The organism is Pseudescherichia sp. L3, assembly GCF_024656065.1.
GTDB lineage: Bacteria > Pseudomonadota > Gammaproteobacteria > Enterobacterales > Enterobacteriaceae > Pseudescherichia.
Genome location: NZ_JANKYC010000001.1, coordinates 559,310 through 576,886 on the forward strand (window position 1 = coordinate 559,310; position 17,577 = coordinate 576,886).

General features: G+C 53.8%; 16 protein-coding genes. 8 read left to right on the forward strand and 8 right to left on the reverse strand.

Annotated elements, in window-relative coordinates; all coding sequences use genetic code 11:
- Nucleotides 1–56 precede the first annotated feature (56 nt).
- A complete protein-coding gene (gene rimO / locus NR795_RS02740; RefSeq protein ID WP_144813176.1) occupies nt 57–1,376 on the reverse strand; it encodes a 30S ribosomal protein S12 methylthiotransferase RimO in 1,320 nt (439 codons plus the stop codon).
- A 211-nt stretch (nt 1,377–1,587) separates the two neighbouring features.
- Between rimO and NR795_RS02745 the strand changes: the two genes are divergently transcribed.
- The 6 genes from NR795_RS02745 to NR795_RS02770 all read left to right on the forward strand — a co-directional run bounded on the left by NR795_RS02745 (nt 1,588) and on the right by NR795_RS02770 (nt 6,479).
- The gene (locus NR795_RS02745; RefSeq protein WP_144813173.1) at nt 1,588–1,974 is read left to right on the forward strand and encodes a biofilm formation regulator BssR; all 387 of its coding nucleotides are present in this window, start codon (nt 1,588–1,590) and stop codon (nt 1,972–1,974) included.
- Nucleotides 1,975–2,135: 161 nt separating this feature from the next.
- The gene (locus tag NR795_RS02750) at nt 2,136–2,456 is read left to right on the forward strand and encodes a metalloregulator ArsR/SmtB family transcription factor (RefSeq protein WP_257757034.1); all 321 of its coding nucleotides are present in this window, start codon (nt 2,136–2,138) and stop codon (nt 2,454–2,456) included.
- Between the two features lie 44 nt (nt 2,457–2,500).
- Nucleotides 2,501–3,790, forward strand: coding sequence for an arsenic transporter (locus NR795_RS02755; protein ID WP_238083977.1), 1,290 nt, complete (start codon nt 2,501–2,503; stop codon nt 3,788–3,790).
- Between the two features lie 12 nt (nt 3,791–3,802).
- On the forward strand, nt 3,803–4,228 hold the full coding sequence (arsC, locus tag NR795_RS02760; RefSeq protein WP_144813163.1) for a glutaredoxin-dependent arsenate reductase: 426 nt from the start codon (nt 3,803–3,805) through the stop codon (nt 4,226–4,228).
- Between the two features lie 167 nt (nt 4,229–4,395).
- Complete coding sequence (locus tag NR795_RS02765; RefSeq protein ID WP_144813159.1) at nt 4,396–5,169, forward strand: hypothetical protein; 774 nt, start codon at nt 4,396–4,398, stop codon at nt 5,167–5,169.
- Between the two features lie 188 nt (nt 5,170–5,357).
- Nucleotides 5,358–6,479, forward strand: a complete 1,122-nt coding sequence (locus tag NR795_RS02770; RefSeq protein WP_238083982.1) for a PQQ-dependent sugar dehydrogenase — start codon at nt 5,358–5,360, stop codon at nt 6,477–6,479.
- Between the two features lie 8 nt (nt 6,480–6,487).
- On the opposite strand, the gene NR795_RS02775 is transcribed toward NR795_RS02770, so the two are convergent.
- Nucleotides 6,488–7,114 carry a glutathione S-transferase family protein gene (locus NR795_RS02775; RefSeq protein WP_238083983.1) on the reverse strand — a complete coding sequence of 209 codons (627 nt, stop codon included), beginning with the start codon at nt 7,112–7,114 and terminating at the stop codon, nt 6,488–6,490.
- Nucleotides 7,115–7,373: 259 nt separating this feature from the next.
- Here NR795_RS02775 and dacC point away from each other — a divergent pair, with 259 nt between their 5' ends.
- Complete coding sequence (gene dacC / locus NR795_RS02780; RefSeq protein WP_238083985.1) at nt 7,374–8,582, forward strand: serine-type D-Ala-D-Ala carboxypeptidase; 1,209 nt, start codon at nt 7,374–7,376, stop codon at nt 8,580–8,582.
- A gap of 14 nt (nt 8,583–8,596) precedes the next feature.
- On the opposite strand, the gene deoR is transcribed toward dacC, so the two are convergent.
- Both deoR and ybjG read right to left on the reverse strand, forming a co-directional pair.
- On the reverse strand, nt 8,597–9,355 hold the full coding sequence (gene deoR / locus NR795_RS02785; protein ID WP_144813146.1) for a DNA-binding transcriptional repressor DeoR: 759 nt from the start codon (nt 9,353–9,355) through the stop codon (nt 8,597–8,599).
- Nucleotides 9,356–9,441: 86 nt separating this feature from the next.
- Complete coding sequence (gene ybjG, locus NR795_RS02790; protein WP_144813144.1) at nt 9,442–10,050, reverse strand: undecaprenyl-diphosphate phosphatase; 609 nt, start codon at nt 10,048–10,050, stop codon at nt 9,442–9,444.
- Nucleotides 10,051–10,223: 173 nt separating this feature from the next.
- Between ybjG and NR795_RS02795 the strand changes: the two genes are divergently transcribed.
- A complete protein-coding gene (locus tag NR795_RS02795; RefSeq protein ID WP_257757036.1) occupies nt 10,224–11,456 on the forward strand; it encodes an MFS transporter in 1,233 nt (410 codons plus the stop codon).
- On the opposite strand, the gene NR795_RS02800 is transcribed toward NR795_RS02795, so the two are convergent.
- The 4 genes from NR795_RS02800 to NR795_RS02815 all read right to left on the reverse strand — a co-directional run bounded on the left by NR795_RS02800 (nt 11,419) and on the right by NR795_RS02815 (nt 17,309).
- Nucleotides 11,419–12,639 carry an MFS transporter gene (locus NR795_RS02800; RefSeq protein ID WP_257757037.1) on the reverse strand — a complete coding sequence of 407 codons (1,221 nt, stop codon included), beginning with the start codon at nt 12,637–12,639 and terminating at the stop codon, nt 11,419–11,421. The two genes, NR795_RS02795 and NR795_RS02800, sit on opposite strands and share 38 nt — an antisense overlap.
- A gap of 349 nt (nt 12,640–12,988) precedes the next feature.
- Nucleotides 12,989–13,642, reverse strand: coding sequence for a hypothetical protein (locus tag NR795_RS02805; protein WP_257757039.1), 654 nt, complete (start codon nt 13,640–13,642; stop codon nt 12,989–12,991).
- A gap of 431 nt (nt 13,643–14,073) precedes the next feature.
- Nucleotides 14,074–15,093, reverse strand: coding sequence for a DUF4917 family protein (locus NR795_RS02810; RefSeq protein ID WP_257757040.1), 1,020 nt, complete (start codon nt 15,091–15,093; stop codon nt 14,074–14,076).
- A 530-nt stretch (nt 15,094–15,623) separates the two neighbouring features.
- On the reverse strand, nt 15,624–17,309 hold the full coding sequence (locus tag NR795_RS02815; protein ID WP_144813130.1) for an aspartate:alanine antiporter: 1,686 nt from the start codon (nt 17,307–17,309) through the stop codon (nt 15,624–15,626).
- Nucleotides 17,310–17,577: the final 268 nt, after the last annotated feature.

Consider the following 17,577-nt stretch of genomic DNA (forward strand, 5'->3'; position numbering starts at 1 on the left):
TGGAGTTTTGTAGGCCTGATAAGCGCAGCGCCATCAGGCGTTATGCACAGGGTCGATTAAACCCGGGTACCCCACAGGTCGTATTCGTCGGCGTTTTCAACCTTCACGCGGACAACGTCGCCCGGCTTCACGTTGGTTTCGCCGTTGAGGTAGACCGCGCCGTCGATCTCCGGGGCATCGGCCATGCTGCGGCCAATCGCGCCTTCTTCATCGACTTCATCGATAATCACCAGGATCTCACGGCCCACCTTCTCCTGCAGACGCTCGGCAGAGATCTGCTGCTGCAGCTGCATGAAGCGGTTCCAGCGCTCTTCTTTTATCTCTTCCGGCACCTGATCCGGTAATTCGTTAGCGGTCGCACCTTCCACCGGACTGTATTTGAAGCAGCCCACGCGGTCCAGACGCGCTTCAACGAGGAAGTCGAGCAGCATCTGGAAATCTTCCTCGGTTTCACCAGGGAAGCCGACGATAAAGGTCGAGCGCAGGGTCAGCTCAGGGCAGACTTCACGCCACTGCTTGATGCGGGCCAGCTGACGATCCACCGAGCCTGGGCGCTTCATCAGCTTGAGGATGCGCGGACTGGCGTGCTGCATCGGGATATCCAGATACGGCAGGATCTTGCCTTCGGCCATCAGCGGGATGACGTCGTCAACGTGCGGGTAAGGGTAGACGTAGTGCAGACGCACCCACACGCCGAGCTTAGACAGCTCTTCGCACAGGCTGACCATGCTGGTTTTCACCGGCGAGCCGTTGTAGAAGCCGGTGCGGTGCTTAACGTCAACGCCGTAGGCGGAGGTGTCCTGCGAGATAACCAGCAGCTCTTTCACGCCCGCGTCAACCAGACGCTTGGCCTCGGCCAGCACGTCGCCAATCGGACGGCTGTCGAGATCGCCACGCATGGACGGAATAATGCAGAAGGTGCAGCGGTGGTTGCAGCCTTCGGAAATTTTCAGGTAGGCGTAGTGGCGCGGGGTCAGCTTGACGCCCTGTTCCGGCACCAGGCTCAGGAACGGGTTGTGCTTTGGTTTTGGCACATAGTGATGCACGTGCTCCAGAACCTGCTCATAGCTGTGCGGACCGGTGATCTCCAGCACCTTCGGGTGCACTTCGCGGATCTGATCCACTTTTGCCCCCAGACAGCCGGTGACGATCACCTTGCCGTTCTCATTCAGGGCTTCGCCAATCGCCTCCAGCGACTCCTGCACGGCGCTATCGATAAAGCCGCAGGTGTTAACGATCACCATATCGGCATCGTCGTAACGCGGCACCACATCATAACCCTCGGTGCGCAGTTCGGTAAGAATGCGTTCGGAATCCACCAGGTTTTTCGGGCAGCCCAGGGAGACAAAGCCAATACGCGGTTGTTGTATGCTCATACGCTCACAAAGTAAACAGAAGAAAAAACCGGGCGATTTTACACGGGTTTGCGGCGACTCTCTACTGCTAACTCAATTGGTTAGATTTTGTGAAGGTTGTCGCACTGTAAAAATTGTTAAAGGCTGGATAAATATTGACCCAGCTCATAATTTTGCACAAAAAATGAGCTTATGCTTAATTTGTGATTAGGCCGACAAGGGAGGATCTAGCATGACCGTTGACAGACAGAAACGAAGCCTGCTGAGAAAACTTGCAAACGCCAGCATCGATCTTGCAGCGTACGTCCAGCTCAGAAAGGCGAAGGGTTACATGTCAGTCAGCGAAAGCAACTATCTGCGTGACAGCTTTTTTGAATTATCAAAACAAATACGCGGCCTGGAGCGACATGCGTATGTCGTGCCGGATGCCAGAGAACGTGAAGCGCTGTGCCGGGCAGAGGGAGCACTCTCCGCTGCGGGTATCTGCTTAATGAGTGGGCACCATGACTGCCCGAACTATATTGCTGTAAACGTAGAGACGCTTGATCGCTGTCTTAAAACCCTCAACGTATGTATTCAGAACCTCAGCGAGCAAGCACCGCTGGCAATGGAGTCCTGAATCCCCGGGGGGAGGCAACTCCCCCTTATCTCCCTGGTTAAAGATACCTCTCTTAAAAACAGGCGCGGTCTTCTCTGTCAGCGAATGGGCGGCGGCGAGGTATTTCCAATCCAACATATATGATTTAACATATGTGTATTCTGCGAGAGAGGGAGCGATCGATGCTACAGCCTGTTCAGCTTTTCAAAATATTGTCGGATGAGACACGCCTCGCTATTGTCATGCTTCTGCGGGAGTGTGGCGAGCTGTGTGTCTGCGATCTCTGTGCGGTTACCGCGCAGTCCCAGCCTAAAATCTCGCGGCATATGGCAATCCTCCGCGAGGCGGAGCTGGTTTTTGACCGGCGTGAAGGCAAATGGATCCACTATCGTCTGTCGCCCCACATGCCGGCGTGGGTGGCGGAGACGATCGCCACCTCCTGGCACTGTCTGCGGGAAGATGTGCGTCACTGGCTGGCGAAATCGGCCTGCACCGCCTGCTGACACCATCAATAACATATACCTAACCATATATAATGGAGTCTGGAATGCTTTTGGCAGGGAGTCTTTTTTTGCTGACGCTGGTGTTGGTCATCTGGCAGCCCAGAGGCCTCAGTATCGGCTGGAGCGCAAGCATTGGGGCCGCGCTGGCGCTGGCGACCGGCGTCATTCACATTGATGATATCCCTGTCGTCTGGAACATCGTCTGGAACGCGACGGCGGCATTTATTGCGGTGATCGTTATCAGCCTGCTGCTGGATGAGTCCGGTTTCTTTGAATGGGCGGCCCTGCATGTTGCCCGCTGGGGTAACGGGCGCGGTCGGCTGCTGTTTAGCTGGATTGTTCTTCTTGGTGCTACCGTCGCCGCGCTGTTTGCCAACGATGGCGCAGCGCTGATCCTGACGCCGATTGTGATTGCGATGCTGCTCGCATTAGGGTTCAGCAAAGAGACCACGCTGGCCTTTGTGATGGCCGCGGGGTTTATTGCGGATACCGCCAGTCTGCCGCTGATTGTCTCTAACCTGGTCAATATTGTCTCGGCGGATTTCTTCGGTCTGGGCTTCACCCGGTACGCCTCTGTCATGATACCCGTGGACCTGGCTGCCATTGCGGCCACGCTGGTTATGCTGCATCTCTTTTTCAGGAAAGATATTCCGGTGACCTATGACGTTTCACTCCTGAAGGCACCCGCCAGTGCGATAAAGGATCCGGCGACGTTCAGGACAGGCTGGATTGTGCTGGTGCTTCTTCTGATCGGTTTCTTTGTTCTGGAGCCTCTGGGGATCCCCGTCAGCGCGATAGCGGCAGCGGGCGCGGCGGTGCTGTTTGTAGTGGCGAAAAGAGGGCATGCGATCGACACAGGAAAAGTATTACGCGGTGCGCCCTGGCAGATCGTGATTTTCTCGCTGGGTATGTACCTGGTGGTCTATGGCCTGCGCAATGCGGGACTCACCGCTACACTCTCCGCCGTGCTGAGCCAGATGGCAGACAGGGGCTTATGGACAGCCACGCTCGGTACCGGCTTCCTGACGGCGTTCCTCTCTTCGGTGATGAACAATATGCCGACGGTGCTGATTGGTGCCCTGTCGATTGACGGGAGCGCAGCGACCGGCATCGTCAAAGAGGCAATGATTTACGCTAACGTCATTGGCTGCGATTTAGGCCCCAAAATTACCCCGATTGGCAGCCTGGCGACCCTGCTGTGGCTGCACGTGCTGGCGCAGAAAAATATGACCATCGCCTGGGGGTATTACTTCCGCACCGGCATTATGATGACCCTGCCCGTACTGTTCGTCACGCTGGCCGCGCTGGCGTGGCGGCTCTCTGTCACTGTGTAATGAGATACTGATATGAGCAATATTACCATTTATCACAACCCGGCCTGTGGCACCTCACGTAACACGCTGGAGATGATCCGTAACAGCGGTACTGAACCGACTATTATTTACTACCTTGATACGCCACCGACCCGCGATAAGCTTATTAGCCTTATTTCAGATATGGGGATAACGGTACGTGATTTATTGCGTACCAACGTTGAGCCTTATGAGCAACTTGGCCTTGATGAAGAGGCATTTTCTGATGAGCAGTTGATCGGTTTTATGCTTCAGTATCCGATTCTGATTAATCGACCGATAGTCGTAACGCCGCTTGGCACACGTCTTTGTCGCCCCTCAGAAAGGGTGCTGGATATTCTGCCTGAAGGCCAGAAAGGCGCTTTTACCAAAGAGGATGGTGAAAAGGTCATTAACGAAACGGGGACACGGGTTAAATAATCTACCCACTTCACATTGTCCGACGGCTAAACGTATATTCAGCTAAGTAAATATTCACGGGGCGTAATTTATTAAGAATCGACATGTATCTTAATCCCGTCTTAAGACTATTCTACTAACCTGAGCGCTACGTTAGCCCATCCCGGGCTTTTGCGGAGTGCATTTTTATGCCATATAAATTCACAGAATCCTCTTCTCTGAGTAAAGTTCCTGCGGTAACCCTGGCGTTTTGGTTAACCAAGATTGCAGCCACCACGCTGGGTGAAACCGGTGGCGATGCAGTGACCATGTCAATGGATCTAGGCTACCTTACCGGTACGTTGATTTTTGCCGTTATCTTTCTCATTGCTGTCATGGTGCAAATTAAACGCGACAGTTTTAATAAGTGGATCTACTGGTTTACCGTCATTGCCACCACTACCGTGGGTACGACGCTGGCGGACTTTGCCGATCGCTCATTGGGAATTGGTTACCTCGGCGGAACGTTGCTGCTGAGTACGTTACTGATACTCTCTCTTCTTATATGGCGTGTATGCTGCGGCACTATTGCCGTGAGCTCCGTAAACAACGTACGAACAGAAAGTTTTTACTGGGTCACCATTATGTTTTCACAGACGCTGGGAACTGCATTAGGTGACTGGACCGCAGATAGCGAAGGGCTGGGCTATGGCGGCGGTATTCTGCTGTTTGTTGGGGCACTGGCTATTATCTGGGCCGCCAGCCGCTTTACCTCACTTTCACGCACTGCGCTCTTCTGGGCTGCCTTTGTTTTGACCCGTCCTTTGGGCGCGGTCGTAGGCGATTTTATGGATAAACCGGTGGCGGAGGGTGGGCTGGCGCTTAGCCGCTACAGTGCCTCACTGGCGCTGGTGCTTATTATTATTGGGTTTATCTGGTTCATACCGCAGCGTCCGGCAATGAAAACTGCGGCAACGAATTAATCAATAATCGCTCGCCCTTAACGGGGGCAGCGAAAATACCTTTACAGGAAAGCAGAGTTCGCTCTGCTTTCCTGAGGTTATTCACCTGCTTAAGCGTCAGGCAGGCAATTTAAAGCTTTTGTAAAACCCGATGCATGCGGCCTCGTGCTGGCTAACCTTTATGCCAGAGACCCTAAAAGGAGTGCCCCATGCGTCGCAACGTTATAATTGCTATCCCCGCGCTGTTTCTCTCCGCTTCGATTTTTGCCGCGCCTGTGCCGGTAGCGGTCGAGGTGCTACAAACTAAACTCGATCACCCCTGGTCGCTGGCCTTTTTGCCCGACGATAAAGGCATGCTTATCACCCTGCGTGGCGGTCAGCTGCGCCACTGGCAGGCGGGAAGCGGACTATCCGATCCCCTCTCTGGCGTACCGAAAGTGTGGGCCAACGGGCAGGGCGGCCTGTTTGACGTTGTGCTGGCCCCGGATTTTGCCCAGTCGCGCCGGGTGTGGTTGAGCTATGCCGAAGCGGGTAATGACGGCCGGGCCGGGACGGCGGTGGGCTACGGACGCTTAAGCGACGATCTCTCCCGGTTGGAGGCGTTTAAGGTGGTCTTCCGCCAGACCCCTAAGCTCTCTACCGGCAACCACTTTGGCGGACGACTGGTCTTTGACGGCAAGGGCTACCTCTATATTGCGCTGGGCGAAAATAATCAGCGTCCTACCGCCCAGGATCTCGATAAGCTTCAAGGGAAAGTGGTGCGCCTGACCGATGAAGGCGCGGTGCCAAACGATAATCCTTTCGCCAACAACGCCAACGCGCGCAAGGAGATCTGGTCCTACGGCATCCGTAACCCACAGGGGATGGCGATGAATCCATGGACCGACGCGCTATGGCTGAACGAGCACGGCCCGCGCGGCGGCGACGAAATTAATATCCCGCAGAGAGGTAAAAACTACGGCTGGCCGCTGGCGACCTGGGGCATTAACTACAGCGGGATGAAGATCCCCGAGGCGAAGGGGGAGATTGTGGCCGGAACCGAGCAGCCTGCGTTCTACTGGAAAAACTCCCCGGCGGTCAGCGGCATGGCGTTCTATAACGCATCGACCTTCCCACAGTGGCAGCGCAAGCTGTTTATCGGCGCGCTAAAGGACAAGGACGTCATTGTCATGAGCGTAAACGGAGATAAGGTCACCGAGGACGGGCGCATTCTGGGCGATCGCAACCAGCGCATCCGCGACGTGCGGGTTGGCCCCGACGGCTACCTCTATGTGCTCACCGACGAGTCCGACGGCGAGCTGTTAAAGGTGAGTCCGGCAGGGGCACAATAAAGACCGGGTTAGGTTACCGGGATCATCACGACTTTACGGAAGGCGGGGCGCTCGCTGAGGGCGTCATACCAGCGCTGGATATGCGGACGTGGCGTCCACGTCAGGCCTACGTTCCACAGGCTATAGACGAAAGGCGCAACGGCGATATCCCCGAGGCCAAACTCCTCGCCGGAGAGCCAGGGTGAGGTCGCCAGGGCGTTATCCAGAATCTCAAACAGCGGCTCGCAGGCGGCAATGCCCGCCTCAATCACTGCCGGATCGCGTTTTTCCACCGGTGTGCGCACCAGGTTCATCAATAGCACCCGGTGAGCCGGGGAGAGCGTGCCATTGGCCCAGTCCATCCACTTCTCTGCTTGCGCACGGGCGGCGGGTGACTCAATCCACAGTCGTCCCAGGCCATACTGCGCTGCCAGGAAGCGCACGATGGTATTTGACTCCCACAGCACGCTATCGGTCTCATCGTCGCGGAACAGCGGCACCAGCCCATTGGGATTCAGCGCCAGATACTCCGGGCTGTGGTTCAGACCGTGCTCCAGGCCAGCCAGAATTTGCGTATACGGCAGCTCCAGCTCTTCCAGGGTCCATAAGACTTTTTTAACGTTAGTCGAGTTGTTTCTGCCCCACAGCGTGATCATAAAAACTCCTTCTTCTCGTCAGCAACCGGGCGCTGTTATCAGCACCTTATGGCTGACATAGTGAGATAAAGTGAACATTCAGGCAACGAATAACAAAAAAATCCCACTCGCAGCAGCATGGGAATGTGATTTTGCGTAAACTTTAAAAAACTTTACCAGCTGGCGGTTTTCTTCACGGCTTTTGTACGTTACTACTCACCGTTTAGCGCGTAGCGGTGAGCTAACGCGGTTTTTTAGAATGGATACTCGGGTGGCCTTTATGACGCATTTTTCTCTGTCCCTCCGCAGCCTGGCTACGGCCTCGGCGCTTGTGGTTCTTTTTTCTCCCTCGCTGTTTGCCGCCGAGCAGGTCGCGGCCCCGGCAGCCCCTGCGGTTGATGCCCGGGCATGGATCCTGATGGATTACGCCAGCGGCAAAGTGCTGGCGGAAGGTAACGCCGATGAGAAGCTGGATCCGGCCAGTTTGACCAAGCTGATGACCAGCTACGTCACCGGCCAGGCGCTGAAGGCGGGAAAAATTCACCTCACTGATATGGTCACCGTGGGTAAAGATGCATGGGCGACCGGCAACCCGGCCCTGCGCGGCTCGTCGCTGATGTTCCTCAAGCCTGGCGACCAGGTCTCGGTCGCGGATCTCAATAAAGGGGTGATCATCCAGTCGGGGAACGATGCCAGCATCGCCATTGCCGACTTCGTGGCGGGGAGCCAGGACGCCTTTGTCGGCCTGATGAACAACTACGCCCAGCGGCTGGGGCTGACCAATACCACTTTTAAAACGGTGCACGGCCTCGACGCGCCGGGGCAGTTCAGCACCGCCCGCGATATGGCTCTGCTGGGCAAGGCGCTGATCCACGACGTGCCGGAAGAGTATGCCATTCACAAAGAGAAAGAGTTTACCTTCAACAAGATCCGCCAGCCGAACCGTAACCGCCTGCTGTGGAGCACCAATATCAACGTCGATGGGATGAAGACCGGCACCACCGAAGGGGCGGGCTACAACCTGGTAGCCTCGGCCACGCAGGGGGATATGCGGCTCATCTCGGTCGTGCTGGGCAGTAAAACCGATCGTATTCGCTTTAACGAGTCAGAGAAGCTGCTCACCTGGGGCTTCCGCTTCTTTGAAACCGTGACCCCTATCAAGCCGGATGCCACTTTCGCCACTACCCGCGTGTGGTTTGGCGACAGCAGCGAGGCGAAGCTTGGCGCAGGCGAGGCAGGCTCAATCACCATTCCCAAAGGGCAGCTGAAAAACCTGAAGGCGACCTGGAAATTAAACGATCCGCAGCTCACCGCGCCGCTGAAAAAAGGCCAGGTGGTGGGGGCTATCGATTTCCAACTTAACGGTAAATCCATTGAGCAGCGTCCGCTGATCGTCATGGAGGCGGTAGAAGAGGGCGGGTTCTTGAGCCGGATGTGGGATTTCGTGCTGATGAAACTCCACGGCTGGTTCGGCAGCTGGTTCTCGTAGGCCAGCCGCCTGCCTTAGTAGAGCAGGGCGATATGCTGGGCTTTTGCCAGCGCGCTGAGGCTATCGTCAGGGCGTACGTCGCTGGCGATAGCATCAAACTGGCTCAGGTCGCCCATGCAGGCCGGGCGTACTTTGCCAAACTTGCTGTGATCGACCACCAGCACGTGATACTGCGCCCGGCTCATTGCCCAGTGCTTTACCGGCAGTTCCTCAAGGTTAAAGCAGGTCGCGCCCATCTCCGGATGGACGCCCGCCGCGGAATAGAAGGCGAGATCCGGACAGAGATTGTTTAGCGTCTCTTTAAAGTTGAGCGGGTTGAAGATGCCGTTGCTGGCGTGGAACTCTCCGCCGCAGAGAATCGTCCGGCAGAGCGGCTTCTCCTGGAGCGCGAGAAAGGTATTCAGGGCGTAGCAGACGGCAGTGAAGGGCAGCTCGTCGCTGATGGCGTCGATAATCCACGGCGTCGTGGTGCCGCAGTCGAAAAATACCATCTGGTGGGCCTGCACCAGCGTTGCCGCATGGCGGGCAGCGAGGCGCTTCTCCTCCACCAGACGCGTTTTCTGATCGCTCAGCAGATAGTGGCTGGCGGTGCGCGGCTCCAGCACCAGGTAGCCCCCCAGCAGCACCACCGGTGCGCTTTTGGCGTTCAGATCGCGACGAATGGTCATTTCAGACACGCCAAGCAACGTTGCTGCCTCTTTCAGATGCAGCTTGTCGCTCCGCTTCAGGGCCTGTAGCAGCTGGCCGATCCTTTCGTCACGTTTCGTTTCCATAAATCCCCTGGCGCATTATCCTTGGCACATTAGTAAAACCCTGCCTGGGGCAGGGCGTCCAATATTACCTGCGCGGCCAGGTTAAGTCACCCACGCACCCAGCCTTTACGGATAGGCAGAGCAAAACAGCGGCGGTAGACGAGGTGCAGGGCCCGCAGCACACCCCTCCCGCAAACCTGCCAGAGCATCTGCGCGGCCAGGCAGCCGCTGAGGGCAATCAATAATCCGCCCAGCATATCCAGCGGCCAGTGAATGCCTAAATAGACGCGTGACCAGGCGATGCTCAACGCGATGGCCAGCAGCGCGCAGCCAGACCAGAGCCGATGCCAGAACAGAAACGCCAGCGCGAAGGTAAACGCCACTGTACCGTGATCGCTGGGGTAGGAGTAGTTCGCCGCGTGATGTAAAAAATTATAGCCCGCGTTCTGGGCAAAGGGTCTTTCGTGGGGGAAAAGATGACCTGTCAACCAGGAGAGGCTCATGCTTACCACCAGCGCCATTACCGTTTTGATCACCAGCTGGCGCTGGGCGCTCACCCGAGCGTGCGGGCCCCAGAGCCACAGCGCCATCACCAGCAGCGGCAGCAGGGTAATCAGATCCTTGGCAATATATATCGCTAAGGCAATCAGCCAGGAAGGGGAATCAGGGGTGGCGTTCAGCCAGTAAAAAAGCGTGTGGTTGAGATTTTCCAGCATGGGGTGTCGTCACTCCTGTTGACCGTAAAAGAGGGCACCCATTGTGCAGCGCGTACCTTAAACAAACCTTAAGCATTTAAAGCGTATTAAACGTGCGCTGCCACAGAGAATTCACTACCGCCAGGGCGACGTTTTCACTACACTCTGCGCGATCTTAAGGATAAAGAGGCTACATGCAAAATCGTTCATCTTCCAGAGGCCGTTTAGGCCGCCAGGCACTGATGTTTCCCCTGTGCCTGGTGCTCTACGAGTTCTCAACCTATATCGGCAACGACATGATCCAGCCGGGGATGCTGGCCGTGGTTGCGCAGTATCATGCTGGCATCGAGTGGGTGCCCACCTCCATGACCGCCTATCTGGCCGGGGGGATGTTTTTACAGTGGCTGCTCGGGCCGCTGTCGGACCGCATTGGCCGCCGTCCGGTAATGCTCACTGGGGTGGTGTGGTTTATTGTCACCTGTCTGGCAACTCTGCTGGCGCAGAACATTGAGCAGTTCACTCTCCTGCGCTTCTTGCAGGGCGTGAGCCTCTGCTTTATCGGCGCGGTGGGCTATGCCGCCATCCAGGAGTCGTTTGAGGAGGCGGTGTGCATCAAAATCACTGCCCTGATGGCGAACGTGGCGCTAATCGCCCCTCTGCTTGGCCCGCTGGTGGGAGCCGCGTGGGTGAACATTGCCCCCTGGGAGGGGATGTTTGTGCTTTTCGCAGTGCTGGCGGCCATCGCTTTCTTTGGCCTGCAACGGGCGATGCCGGAGACCGCTACCCGTCTTGGGGAGAAGCTCTCCCTGAAAGAGCTGGGCCGGGATTATAAAGCGGTGCTGAAAAATGGTCGCTTCGTCGCCGGTGCGCTGGCGACGGGCTTTGTCAGCCTGCCGCTGCTGGCGTGGATCGCCCAGTCGCCGATCATTATTATCAGCGGCGAAGGGATGAGCAGCTATGAGTACGGCCTGCTGCAGGTGCCGATCTTCGGCGCGCTGATTGCGGGTAACCTCGTGCTGGCCCGGCTGACTTCGCGGCGCAGCGTGCGGTCGCTGATCATCATGGGCGGCTGGCCAATTGTTGCCGGACTGCTGCTGGCAGCCGTGGCGACAATGGTCTCCTCTCACGCCTACCTGTGGATGACCGCCGGACTGAGCCTCTACGCGTTCGGGATCGGCCTCGCTAACGCCGGGCTGGTACGCCTGACGCTGTTTGCCAGCGATATCAGCAAAGGAACGGTATCCGCCGCCATGGGCATGTTACAGATGGCGATATTTACCGTTGGTATCGAGCTGAGCAAGCACGCTTACCTGAGCGGTGGCGAAGGGCTGTTTAGCCTCTTCAACCTGCTCAACGGCCTGCTCTGGCTGGGATTGATGGTGATCTTCCTTAAGGACCGGTCGGTGGGGCGCTCTCTGAACGGTTAGTGCAATCCTGGCCCGGTTTCGCAACCGCCCGGGCCACGATGACCGCAACCACCATCAACGCCAGCACCACCATCATGGCGCTGCGCAGGCCGTAGTGCTCGCCCAGGAAGCCCAGCAGCGGCGGCCCCACCAGAAACGCCAGGTACCCGGTTGTCGCCACCACGCTTACGCGGGTTGCGGCGTCCGGCCCGGTATCGCTGGCGGCAGAGATGGTCAGCGGGAAGCCAAGGGACGCCCCCAGGCCCCACAGCAGAACAGAGACGCCAGCTACCCACGCGCTGTCGACGAAGATGATCAGCGCGATCCCCAGCCCGCCCATAATCGCACTGGCCCGCACCACCGTGACGCGGCTATAGCGATCGATAAACCAACCCCCGGTGAAGCGTCCGACGGTCATGCCGAGGGTGAAGCCGGTGTAGATCAGCGATCCGGAGGTGGGGGTAAAGCCGTGGCCGTCCACCATCAGCAGCGGCAGCCAGTCGTTGGCGGAGCCTTCGGCAAAGGCCATAGCCAGTACCACCACACCAATCAGCAGCAGCTGGGTATCGCGATAGAAGGGACGCCCTTTCTGCTTTTTCTGCGTATCGCTGGCATCGTTGCGTCCGGTGCCGTCGGGGATAGCAGTAATGGCGATCAGAATGGGCACGATGGCCACCAGCCCGGCCAGCAGAACGTGCAGCGTGGCGGTCACACCCCAGGCGGTGAGCGTCATACCAATACCCGCGCCCACCAGCGTGCCGAGGCTGTAGAAGCCGTGCATCATTGGCAGCACGGTTTTGTTCATCTTCTGCTCTACCACCGCGCCTTCAATATTAATCGCCACTTCGGCTGCCCCAAGGCTGCTGCCGAACAGTGCCAGCCCGATGGCAAACAGCAGCGGCGAGGCAAACCACAGGGCGAGGCTCAGCGCCATCATGCCGCAGACCGACAGCGCCATGCAGGCGCGAATAACGTTGCGGGTGCCGAAGCGTTTGACCAGCCACGCGGAAGAGAGAATGCCGCTCATTGAGCCGATGGAGAGGCCAAACAGCACCGCGCCCATCTCGGCGGTAGAAACCGACAGAAGGTCGCGGATCGCCGGGGTGCGCGATGCCCAGGAGGCCATCAGCAGGCCAGGGATAAAGAAGAAGGTAAATAGAGCCCAGAGGCGATGATTAAGGGCAGAGCGAGAAGAGGAGGTCATAGCGTCTTATCTGTCGTTATGGTTTTGGCGTCGGTTAACAGTAGCAAGATTTGGCGAGGATTGCAGGGGAGATGTCGGAGGTTCCAGCCCGTAGGCCCGGCAAACGTCAGTGCCGCCGGGCGGGTTAGAACCGAGCCCATATTACTGAACTCAATCGGATTTTGGGCTATCACTATTTTTGGCTAATTTTTGTGCAATAAGCATAATGACAACATAAGCAGCAATGCCCACGGCCAATGCGATAAGGGGACCTATTATTCGCATTATGCCTTCATTAAGGAAAGCAGTATAAAAAATACCAAAAATAGTAGCAGTTAGGATGAGTGTGCCGAAGAGTTCCGAGGTGAATTTAATGATTAATTTCAATATGTTCGATAGCATGTACTAGTTCCTCTGCTCTTTCTGGATTTTTACGTAAAACTTCTCCCATTGCAATAAAATGTTGTAAAGGTTTCTCGAGCAGAAAATAGAGCATATCATAATTATGTATATAGAGGATCCTCCAAAGTCGAGGGTTTTCAAGACTTAATCTTCGCGAAGCATCACATGCTCGTGCTATCACCCCTTGAGTAATAATGCCCCCAAACATAACCCCAGTTAGGCCCTTTATTGCAAGTCGAGTCATAAAGGTTGCCATCATGCCGCTCAGTACTTTCACACCGAGATAAGATGAAATACTTATTTGTAGAGCAGTACGTGAGCTCATGGTTGTTGCGCTAGCAATAAGGGCTTCGTGAATCTTTTTTAGTGCTGGTTCTGGCAGATGGCTTAGAACGTCGTTGATAATAATTTTCGCGACTTGAATGATGGTATTTCTATCTCTGATTAACGCTCTGATAGCTAGTAAAACCCGTCTATCATCATTGAAGTTACGCCTCTGTATTCGGTAGCCTCCATCGGAAAGATTAAGATCCTGAAATGTTCTTTCAAGCCCTAAATAAAAGTCACAGGGGAGGGATACGACACCTTTTACTACAGCATTCGCTATTAGTGATACATCCATTAACAACTGTTCCTTGTGCAATTTTTAACGGATCATACCCCTATAGAATTGAGGGTTGAAGCAAATATAAGAGCGCGGATTTAAAAATAGCATTTAAAGTATATTATTAATACATTCGCGAATGTTAATACAATCAGTAAAGTAATTGAGCATCTTAGATGTTCATGTTAACGGAAAGATAAGTTTTGGTTCCAGTCTTTATCAAGTGGTAATTTTTAAAGATATGCGATGAGAAGAAAATACTATATTATATCTAGATCTATATTCAATAATTAAAAGTTCTTAGAATGTTTTTTCCGAGAGAAAAAATTTGATTAATGTATAAAACATGAACAATTTATTCTGCGAGCAATATTGTATAAGGGGAGCCCTAACAACCCCTTTGTTTCTTATATTAAAATCCATTTTTAGGTAAATGAAAATTTGTCTTCTCAAGATGACCAAACGTTCGCACTTTGAGCATCAAAGAAAAAAACCTCAAGGTTTTTTTTGCTTCTATTAAGGCTCATTCGTTTTGCCCTATTAATTATCTGCATATTAGACGGAGATCCTGGATCTCCATAAATCCCAATATAGAGTTGGCGTAATTTTCCAGTTTCAATTTTAGTAAGTATATGTTCATCATTGTCTGCTAACGAATGACCATATATAAATAAACAACCACTTATACTACTAAAACTGCGTAGAGCTTTTGCTAGATAATCATTATGTCTGATTTTTTCTAGCTTCTCTGAGCTTTTACCTTCTGAAACAAATATTGGGAAAAGATTTTTATTCAAAGCACCTCGAATCTGCTCTATCAATCTTATACTAGTATTGCTCCATGTGAATTTCCGCATTTCGTAACCAGCGTCATAAAGATGCAAAGCGCCATGTAAAAACCACAGGTTTTGATTTCTATTATTATCAGGTTCCCATGTGACGTATGAAGCATCATAATTATCTTCAGGTTTGCGAAATCCATCATCTGAACTTGGATGCTCTCCTTCCGATATATGCATACAAACCCAATAAAGTAATAAGTCATAATTAAGCGTATATGTAGTATTAAAGTTTTCTAAAAATGATTTACAGTGCTGATATTCTGATTCCGTAAGTTCACCTGGCCAGCCAGGATGGCTAACCGCAAGAGTTTGCACTAGTAATTCGCGTAAGGAGGAAGCATCATTTCTTAAAGTAGCTAATAAACTTTCATCGTTTGTATAGGCTCTAAGTGCTACTTCTGAATCAGAGAGAACCGAAATGACTTTTTCAAAATCTTCAGTTCTTAACTCTTTGAATACCTGAGTAATTGACGGTGAAAGATTTGAGAAATCAGCCTGTTCAAATAATTTGCCATAAAGAAAAATATTTGGGCGGCATGCTATACTAAATCCGTTTCCCAGTAACAAATGTCTTTTATTTTGGCTGCTAGAATTTAATATAGCTTCTTGAAATGATAACAAAGTCATCGTGATCCCTTAACATTTTAATTGCCCTAAAAGTATTAATGTGGTACGGATTCATTAATGCACTAATCGAGCTTTTTAGCAATATGTATAGGGAACTTATTAAATACAAATATCAGTAAGTTATTTATAAGTTATGTTAAAATATTGGATTTACCTTTGTTAAATTTGTGAATGTCAAAAGTTACAAGTAGTGAGACAAGCACAATCTATAGCATACATTGCTATGAATCAGGCTATCTTAAGATTTTAGCAAATGCTCAATGTCGTACTGGGTATCGCTTTAGCGCTAGTAGGCCGCTATACGTTTTGCTTAACAAAGCAGAACAAAGATACCTGTGTAAACATTTAGTCAGAATCGCCATCCCCAAAAAACAAAAAACCCATCAACCTTGAACCAAAGATGGCGGGGTTGATGGGCTCCACAAAATGGGGACATCAAAGAAAAGCAGTGGCACTAGTTATGACTGGCACTTCTATAAAAAGTTCGCGTAGTGCCAGAAATTTTTTTGCGCAACCGCCTATCTTCAGAGTTATCCGAGGCCAGGCCAGATAATGATGATCAGCGTCCCGGCCAGGGTAAGCAGCACGTTGGCGATGGCGTAGGTGCCCGCGTAGCCGAGCGCGGGGATGTTGCTCCGCGCGGTGTCGCTGATGATCTCCATTGCCGGGGCACAGGTACGGGCCCCCATCATCGCGCCGAAGAGCAGAGCGCGGTTCATGCGCAGCACGTACGCGCCGAACAGGAAGCAGATCACCACCGGCACCAGGCTCACCAGCAGCCCGGCCACCAGCATCTGTCCGCCCACCGCGCCCAGACCGTGGCCGATACCGCTCCCGGCGCTCAGGCCAACGCCCGCCATAAAGACCATCAGGCCAAACTCCTTCACCATGTTCAGCGCCCCCTGCGGGATGTAGCCAAAGGTCGGGTGGTTGGCACGCAGGAAACCGAGCATGATCCCGGCGAACAGCAGACCTGCCGCGTTGCCGATGCCAAAACTAAATGAGCTGAACTGGAAGGTTATCATGCCGATCATCAGGCCGACGATAAAGAAGGCACAGAACGCCAGTAGGTCGGTGACCTGGCTGTGGATCGAGATAAAGCCGATGCGGTCGGCGATGGTTTTCACCCGTCGCGCGTCGCCGCTGACCTGCAACACGTCGCCTTTGTTGAGCACGATGCTGTCGTCGATTGGCATCTCGATCTGGCTGCGGATCACCCGGTTTAAAAAGCAGCCGTGGTCGGTGAGCTTGAGCTGGGCGAGACGGCGGCCCACCACGTTGTGGTTCTTCACCACGATCTCTTCGGTGACGATGCGCATGTCGAGCAGGTCGCGGTCAAACACCTCTTTGCCGTTACGGAAGCTAGGGTCGAGACGGGCATGGGCGTCAGGGTAGCCCACCAGCGAAATCTCATCTCCCATCTGTAAAACCGCATCGCCGTCCGGGGTGGCCAGAATGCCGTTGCGGCGAATACGCTCGATGTAGCATCCGGTCTGACGGTAGATGCCCAGCTCGCGCAGGTTTTTACCGTCGGCCCAGGCCACCAGCTCCGGCCCCACGCGGTAGGCGCGGATCACCGGAAGGTACACTTTGCGGTTAGCGTCGGTGTCGAGGCCGCGCTCGCGGGCAATCTGCTGGGCGCTGGTCTGTAGATCCTGATGCTGTAGCTTCGGCATATAGCGCGCGCCGAAGATCAGGCTAACCAGGCCAATAAGGTAGGTCAGGGCGTAGCCGAGGCTCAGGTTATCGAGAGCGGAACTTAGCTGGTCACCGGCCATCCCGGAGTGGCGCAGGGTATCGCCCGCGCCCACCAGCACCGGCGTAGAGGTCATCGAGCCAGCCAGCATCCCGGCGGTGAGGCCAATATCCCAGCCAAACAGTTTGCCCAGCCCCAGCGCAATCAGCAGCGCGCTGGCAACCATCACCAGCGCCAGCATCAGGTAGTTTTTGCCGTCGCGAAAGAAAATCGAAAAAAAGTTCGGCCCGGCTTCTACGCCGACGCAAAAAATAAACAGCATAAAGCCGAGATTGAGGGCGTCAGTGTTAATGGCGAAATGCTGCTGGCCTAATAATAGCGAAACCACTAAAACGCCAATGGAATTACCGAGTTGTACTGAACCTAACCGTAATTTTCCCAGGCACAGGCCTAACGCCAGCACCACAAATAATAACAGTATGTAATTCCCATTTAACAAATCTGCGACGTTTATATTCACGGAGGCTAACTTCTTGTTTACTAGTAAGCTGTTGAAAGAAATAGTGATTTACGCTAATGTTTTCCTTAACTCAGCGGGCCTGAAGGTCGCGCTGCAGCAAAACAAAACAATAATCGCAAAACAGATCAGGCCGGTAGTTTAATCGTATTGATAAACAACGGCTAGCTAAGAATCGTGCATTCGCGTGGGTGCTTTTTGGGCAGGGATTGCCACACTGCTTTATCAAACCGGACGTTCCTTTGGGGCGAAGAAATGTTCGATAGAGACG